This window comes from Isoptericola sp. NPDC058082 (assembly GCF_042885055.1).
In the GTDB taxonomy this organism is placed as follows: Bacteria; Actinomycetota; Actinomycetes; order Actinomycetales; family Cellulomonadaceae; genus Isoptericola.
In genome coordinates, this window is record NZ_JBHVSQ010000003.1 from 73,653 (window position 1) to 80,746 (window position 7,094).

Consider the following 7,094-nt stretch of genomic DNA (forward strand, 5'->3'; position numbering starts at 1 on the left):
CATGCGCGTGACCATGCACGACGTGGCCCAGCGGGCCGGCGTGTCGATCAAGACGGTGTCCAACGTCGTCAACGGGTATCCGCACATCCGGCCCGAGACCCGCCGGCGCGTCGAGGAGGCGATCGAGCACCTCGGCTACCGCCTCAACACCACGGCGCGCAACCTGCGCACCCAGCGCACGGACATGATCACGCTCGCCGTGCCGGAGCTGCGGCTGCCGTACTTCGCGGAGCTCGCGGACTCCGTGATCCGCTCCGCCGAGGAGCAGGGCCTCACCGTGCTCATCGAGCAGACCGGGTCGGTGCGCGAGCGCGAGATCGAGCTGCTCGACGGCCGGCGGCGCCACCTCACGGACGGCGTGATCTTCTCGCCGCTGGCGCTCGGCCAGGACGACGTGGAGCTGTTCGCGGTGGACTTCCCGCTCGTGGTGCTGGGCGAGCGCGTCTTCGACGCCCCCGCCGACCACGTGACGATGAACAACGTGGCCGCCGCCCGCGCCGCCACCCTGCACCTGGCGTCGCTGGGCCGGAAGCGGATCGCCGTCGTGGGCGCGCACGAGGGCGAGCTGGTCGGTTCCGCCGCCCTGCGCACCGAGGGCTACCGGCAGGGCCTGGAAGCCGCCGGGCTCCCGTACGACCCGGCGCTCGTCTCCGAGGCCGGGCTGTGGCACCGCTCGACCGGGTCGGAGTCCATGGCCCGGCTGCTCGACTCGGGCGTCGAGATCGACGCGGTCTTCGCCCTCAACGACGCGATGGCGCTCGGCGCGCTGCACGCGCTGCACGCCCGCCGGATCGAGGTGCCGGACGACGTCGCGCTGATCGGCTTCGACGACGTCGACGACGTGCGCTACTCGGTGCCGACCCTCAGCTCCGTGGACCCGGGGCGCGAGCAGATCGCCCGCACGGCGGTGGACCTGCTCGTCGAGCGGATCGCGGGCGGCGACGAGCGCCCGTTCCGCCGGGTGATCCCGGACTCGCGGGTCGTGGGCCGCGAGTCCACCGGCGACGCCGCGGAGGGCATGGAGAAGGTGGTGGCCGTGCAGCCCGGGGGCAACGAGGAGATCGTGTCGCCGGTCAGCGCGACGGCGTGACGACCCGCGGCATCTCCCGCGGTGCGGGCATCTCCCGCAGGCCGCGCAACGGGCTGCGCAGCGCGCTGAGGCAGGCGGCACAGTGCACGGCCGCCATGAGCAGCACGGTCTCGCGCACGCCCAGCACCTCGCCCAGGGCGCCCGCGGCCAGCCCGGCGAGCGGCATCGTGCCGAAGTTGACGAACTGGCTCGTCGTCACGACGCGGCCCATCAGCGGCTGCGGCACGTAGCGCTGCCGCCAGGCCCCGCGCAGCACGTTCCCGGAGACCACCGCGAGCCCGACCAGGAAGAGGCCGGCGACGGTCCACGCGACCCGCGCGCCGCCGCCCCCGAGCCCGACCAGGAGCGCGGGGGGCCCGCCGGCGACGATCAGCAGCACCGTGGCGCGGGCGCTGCCGAGGCGCCGGCTGAGCCAGGTCGCCACGGTGGCGCCGAGCAGCCCGCCGCACGCGCCGACGGTCATCACGACGCCCAGCGCCGAGGGGCCCAGGCCGACGGTGTCCACGAGGAACAGCACGAGCAGCGCGGTGTACCCGGTGAGGCCGAAGTTGGAGATCCCGCCGACGACGACGAACCAGCGCAGGTAGCGGTCGGAGGCGACGAACGCCACGCCCTCGCGGATGCGCACCCGCAGCGGGGCGGTGGGCGGGCGCTCGGGCCGGCGCACGGGACGGACGCGCCAGAGGCACAGCGCCGAGACGAGGAAGCTCGCCGCGTCCAGGGCCAGCCCGGCGGCGGCGCCGAGCGCCTGGGCCATGGCGCCGCCGATGCCCGGGCCCGCCACCTGCATGCCCGACTCGGTGCCGAGCAGGCGCGCGTTCGCGGCCTCGAGCTGCTCGTCGGGCACGACCTGGGGGAGGAGCACGATGTAGGCGGTGCGGAAGAAGACCGTGCTGACGCCCGCGGCGAGCGCGGCGCCGACCAGGTGCGGCAGGGTCAGCACGTCGAGCGCGGCCGCGACGGGCACGCTGCCGATGGCGACGGCGGCCACCAGGTCGGCCGCGATCATCACGGCCCGCGCCGGGAGCCGGTCGACCCACGCGCCGGCGGGCAGGCCGATCACGAGCCACGGCAGCCACGCCGCCGCGGTGAGCAGGCCGACGACGGCCGCCCCGGCGTCGAGCTCGAGCACCGCGACGAGGGGCAGCAGCACCGACGTGGTGGCGTTGCCCAGCACGCTGACGCCCTCCCCGAACCAGAGCCGGCGGAACCCGCGGTTGCGCGCCAGGGGGACGGTGCCGGTGCCGGCGGGGACGACCCGGTGGCCTGCCGCGGCGGTCATGGCTGCGCGGGGAACCCGCGGCCGAAGACGAGCACGGGCTCGCGCTCGACACCGTCGTCCGGCTGCGGGCGCTCGGCCCACCGCACGAGGACGGCCGTGATCTCCTCGCCGAGCGCGGCGAGCTCCTCCGGGGACAGGTGCACCCAGGTCTCGGTCGCGAACGCGGCGCCGTCCCACTCGGGCGCCGACCCGGCGTTGGCCTGCCACTCCCGGACCCGGTCGAACTGGCGCTGGAGGTGGAGCGCCTCGGCGGCCTGCGCGGCGGTCACGGCGGCGGCGTCCGCGGCGAACTCCTGACGCGACCAGCGCAGCCGTGGCGCGACGAGGCGCCACCAGCGCTCGCGTCGGTCGCGGGCGAGCTCGGGGGCCTCGGCGACGAGGCCGGCGTCGTGCAGCACCTTGAGGTGGTGGCTGGCGCTGCCGACGGCCTGCCCCGTGCGGCGGGCGAGCGCGGACGCGGTGGAGGGGCCGTCGACCTTGAGCGCGTCCATGAGCCGCGCCCGGTAGGGGTTGGCGAGGGCGGCGAGCGCCTTCGCCTCGGTGACGGTCCGCACCGCGTGCGGGTCGGGTGCGCCGTCCTGCGGGGTGCCCTCGGTGGGGGCGGGTGGCTGCGTCATCCCGCCACCGTAGACCCACAAGGGGTGTTGTACAAGAGTTCTTGTGGAATGTCCCTCAGGCCGCGGACCCTCCCGAGACCTGGGCGTCGATCCGGTCGAGCCGGTCGGCGGCGAGGCGGCCCGTGGCCCACAGCCAGAAGCCCGGGACCACGAGGACGGCCAGCAGCGGCAGCGCCCAGGCGGCCACGAGCAGGGCCGCGGCCACGACGAGGATCGCGACCGACGTCGCCGGGGCGAGCAGGGGGAGCAGCAGCAGGAGGCGCCAGGTCGCCACCGGCCCGCTCGCGTACCGCGCGACCACCACCGGCCAGCAGGCGAGGACGACGGCGCCCCACGCACCGACGACCACCAGGCCGGCGGTGAGGACCGCACGCCCGGGCCCGCCGAGCAGGTCCGAGCCGTCGAGCAGGCCCAGCGCCCCGGCGTCGAGCCACAGCAGCCCGGCGACCGCCCAGACGGGAGCGAAGAGTGCGGCGGTGCGGCCGAACCCGTCGCGCCACGTACGCCAGAACGTGCGCCAGGGCGTGGGCTCCGCCGTCATCCGGGCGGCGACGACCCCACCCGCCCGCAGCGCCGGGCCGAGGCCGAGCAGCACGCCGCCGGCGAGGGCGCCCAGCACCACCATGGCGGTGACCTCGACGAGGAGGGTCGCCCAGCGCAGCGCCAGCATGACGCCGCCGGCCCAGCCGGGCACCTCGGCGTCGGCCACGGCGGTGCGCACCGCCGCGCGGTCCGGCACGGGGGCCGTCACGGGAGCCTCGTCGCGAGGGTGACGCGGCCCGTGTCGTCGAGCGCCTCGAGGCACAGGGTGGCGCGGTCGCGCACGGCGTCCCACGCCGGGTGCACGACGGCGGACACGGCCGCGCCGTCGGGTGCGGTCCAGGCGAACCGCCCCCCGCCCAGGGACCGCACCGCGGCCCGGGCCTCCAGCGGACCCGCCGCGCCGTCCTGCACGCGCGTCGGGTCCGTGCCCGGGGTGAGCTGCTCCCACGTGCCGTCGAGGACGGCCGGGTCGGAAGGCCAGCGGGAGACGTCGTCCACCTCGCGCTCGGCACCCGCCCACGGTTGGGGGGCGACGAGCGGCCAGCCGTCGTGCGTCCACACGAGCCGCCGCAGCTGGAGCCGGTGCTCGGTGGGGGCGTCCGCGTCGCGCACGTGGTGCACCAGCAGCTGGCGCACGTGCGAGCCCGCCTCGGGGGCCGTGGCGGGGACCCGCTCCGTGAGCACGGACGCGTGGCCTGGAGCCAGGATCCCGGGCCCGCCGGCGAGCCGGTGCCCGGACAGCACGGGCACGCCGACCGTCCACGGGTCGGCGTCGACGTCGGTCATGAGGCGACCGGCGCGGTCACGGTACGGGCCCGGGACGGCGTCGCCGACGGCGGACCGGAGGTGATAGCTGCCCGCGAGCGAGTCGTACGAGACGAGCAGCGCCCATCCGCCGCCGGGCCGGGGGAGCACGAACGCCCCCTCGACCGCGCCGTCGGCCGCCCGCGCCCGGCGCGCCAGCAGGCGGCCCGGTGCGGCGTGCAGCTCGCCCAGGGCGGGCGCGAAGCCGTCCGCCACGAACCCGGTGGCGCCGTCGAGCGGGAGCACGTGGATCCCGCCGAAGAACGACCCGTACACGAGCCACTGCGTCCCGTCCGGCTCGATCACGACGTTCGCGTCGATGGCGTTGGGGTGGCCGAGCCCCGCGGGCGGGTCGGCGTGGCCGCTCGCCACGACGACGCCCCGGTCGGTCCACGGGCCGGCCGGGTGCGGCGCCTCCGCCAGGCCGATCGCCGAGCGGCGCGAGCCGAAGGTCGACGCCGAGTAGTACATCCGCCACGTCGTGCCGGCCGGCGTCTCGACGCGCACGACCTCGGGCGCCCACAGGCCCTCGGCGCCCGACCACGCCGCCGCGGGCGCGGGGACGCCGGGCAGCGCCCACCCGTGGAAGTCCCACGTCACGAGGTCGGCGGAGCGTCGCACCTGGACGCCGCCGCGGACCGGGCCGTCGGAGCGCGCGTCCGTGGAGAAGAGCCAGTAGACGCCGTCGTCGTCCCGTACCGCGGTGGGGTCGTGCACGTGGCGCCCGCCCCAGGCGGCGGTGTCGGGCGGCGTGGCCGTGTCGGTCTGGGTCACCATCAGCCCTTCGTGCCGGTGAGCGCGACGGACTCGATGATCTGCCGCTGGAAGATCAGGAAGACCACGAGGATGGGCAGCACGGCGACGACGGACGCGGCCATGATCAGCGGGTAGTCGCGCTGGGTCGCGTACTGGACGTTCATGTTGGCGATGACGACCTGCAGCGTCTGCCGCTCCGGCGTGTTCAGGTACAGGATCGGCGCCAGGTAGTCGTTCCAGACCGCCATGAACCAGAGGATGAACTGGGCGGCGACCGCCGGTCGGATGATCGGCATGATCATGCGCCAGAAGATCTGCCAGTACGACGCCCCGTCGATCTTGGCCGCCTCGACCAGGGAGTCCGGCACGCTCGACAGGTACTGGCGCAGGAAGAAGATCATCACGATGTTGCCGAAGATCGCGGGGACGATCAGGGGCCACAGCGTGTCCACCCAGCCGATCTTCGAGAACATCACGAACTGCGGGATCATGATCGTCGGGAACGGGATCATGATGCCGGTGAGCAGGCCGATGAAGATCGCGTTCTTGAACGGCATCCGCATCTTGGCGAGGGCGAACGCCGCCAGCGAGCAGGTGAACGTCCCGATCACCGTGACGCTGAGCGACACGACGAGGCTGTTCTTGATGCCGTCGAGGACGTAGGAGTCCGTCCACATGCGGACGTAGGTGTCCCACTGGGGCACCTCCGGGATCCACACCGGGGGCAGGGCGAAGACCTCGAGCTTCGTCTTCAGGGAGGTGGAGAGCATCCACACCAGCGGGGCGATCATGAAGACCGCGCCCGCCGCGAGGACGATCCACACGACCGTGTCGGTGAGGCGCGAGCGTGCCGTGCGGCCGAGGCGCGCGCCGGGCGGGGTGCCGGTCAGGGTTCCGGGCGGGGTGCCGGGCGTGATGTCGGGCGTCGTGGTGGTCATGGTGTCTCCCGGGCCTCAGTCGACGACGAAGCCGGCGTTGCGCCGGTTCAGCCGGAACTGGATGAGCGTGATGACGAGGATGAGGAGCCCGAGCACCACCGACATCGCGGTGGCGTAGCCCATCTGCTGGTACCGGAACGCCTGCAGCCAGATGTGGTAGACGACCGAGGCCGTCGAGTACTCGGGGCCGCCGGTGGGCGTCATGATCTGGATCTCGATGAAGATCATCGCGCCGCCGATGACCTGCGTGACGATGAGGAAGAAGGTCACCGGCTGCACCATCGGCAGCGTGATGGAGCGGAACTTCTGCCAGCCGCCGGCGCCGTCGAGCTCGGCCGCCTCGTAGAGGGAACGGGGCACGGACTGGATCGCGGCCAGGTACAGCAGCATCGAGTACCCGAGCCCCTTCCAGACCGCCATCAGGATGATGGCGGGCTTGGCCCAGAGGGGGTCGGCGAGCCAGTTCGGGCCGTCGATCCCGAAGAGCCCCAGGAACTGGTTCACCAGACCGAAGTCGCCGTTGTACGCCCACTGCCACAGGATCGCGATCGCGGCGATGGACGAGATCACGGGGACGTAGTAGATGGCCCGGAACGCGGCGCGACCGAAGATCTTCCGGTTCATCATCACGGCGAGCGCCAGCGAGATCGCGAGCCCGATCGGGATGCCGATCATGTAGAAGAACGTGTTGAAGAGGGTCTGGCGGAACCGCTCGTCGCCCAGCAGGGCGACGTAGTTGTCGAGCCCGATGAACTGCATCGGCCCCAGCCCGTTCCACCGCGTCAGCGACGCGTACAGCGCGAAGAGGGTGGGGTAGAGGATGAAGAGCAGGTAGCCGAGCACGGGCGCGGCGACGAAGAGCAGCGCCCACCTCTTCTCGATGCGGTGGAGCCGCGAGGTCCCGCCGCGTCGTGGCGGCGCGGGGGCGGGGTCCGGCGCCGGGGGGCGGGTGCCGGCCGTGGCCGGCGTGGCGGTGGACGTCATCGCAGACTCCTTCGTCCAGGGACGTGCGAGGGGGACGTGCGGGGGCGGGGTGCGGTGCGGCCGCCCGGGAGGGGCGGCCG

7 protein-coding genes are annotated in these 7,094 nt (G+C 74.2%); 1 reads left to right on the top strand and 6 read right to left on the bottom strand.

All coding sequences use genetic code 11. The annotated features are described in order from the left end of the window. Position 1 precedes the first annotated feature (1 nt). Positions 2–1,090 carry a LacI family DNA-binding transcriptional regulator gene (locus tag ACFVS0_RS05320; RefSeq protein WP_430549515.1) on the top strand — a complete coding sequence of 363 codons (1,089 nt, stop codon included), beginning with the start codon at positions 2–4 and terminating at the stop codon, positions 1,088–1,090. Here ACFVS0_RS05320 and ACFVS0_RS05325 read toward each other — a convergent pair. From ACFVS0_RS05325 to ACFVS0_RS05350, 6 genes are read right to left on the bottom strand one after another with little or no spacing between them, the layout of a single operon-like run. After that, positions 1,074–2,372, bottom strand: a complete 1,299-nt coding sequence (locus tag ACFVS0_RS05325) for an MFS transporter (RefSeq protein ID WP_430549516.1) — start codon at positions 2,370–2,372, stop codon at positions 1,074–1,076. The two genes, ACFVS0_RS05320 and ACFVS0_RS05325, sit on opposite strands and share 17 nt — an antisense overlap. Next, entirely contained in the window at positions 2,369–2,989 is a 621-nt protein-coding gene (locus tag ACFVS0_RS05330; protein ID WP_430549517.1) for an ArsR/SmtB family transcription factor, read from the bottom strand. Before ACFVS0_RS05330 ends, ACFVS0_RS05325 begins: the two co-directional genes overlap by 4 nt. Positions 2,990–3,044: 55 nt before the next feature. Further along, complete coding sequence (locus ACFVS0_RS05335) at positions 3,045–3,740, bottom strand: DUF624 domain-containing protein (RefSeq protein WP_430587368.1); 696 nt, start codon at positions 3,738–3,740, stop codon at positions 3,045–3,047. Further along, positions 3,737–5,113 carry an arabinan endo-1,5-alpha-L-arabinosidase gene (locus ACFVS0_RS05340; protein WP_430587369.1) on the bottom strand — a complete coding sequence of 459 codons (1,377 nt, stop codon included), beginning with the start codon at positions 5,111–5,113 and terminating at the stop codon, positions 3,737–3,739. Before ACFVS0_RS05340 ends, ACFVS0_RS05335 begins: the two co-directional genes overlap by 4 nt. Continuing rightward, positions 5,113–6,030, bottom strand: coding sequence for a carbohydrate ABC transporter permease (locus tag ACFVS0_RS05345; RefSeq protein ID WP_430549520.1), 918 nt, complete (start codon positions 6,028–6,030; stop codon positions 5,113–5,115). The genes ACFVS0_RS05340 and ACFVS0_RS05345 overlap by 1 nt, the downstream gene beginning before the upstream one ends. A gap of 15 nt (positions 6,031–6,045) precedes the next feature. Then, on the bottom strand, positions 6,046–7,014 hold the full coding sequence (locus tag ACFVS0_RS05350; RefSeq protein ID WP_430587370.1) for a carbohydrate ABC transporter permease: 969 nt from the start codon (positions 7,012–7,014) through the stop codon (positions 6,046–6,048). Positions 7,015–7,094: the final 80 nt, after the last annotated feature.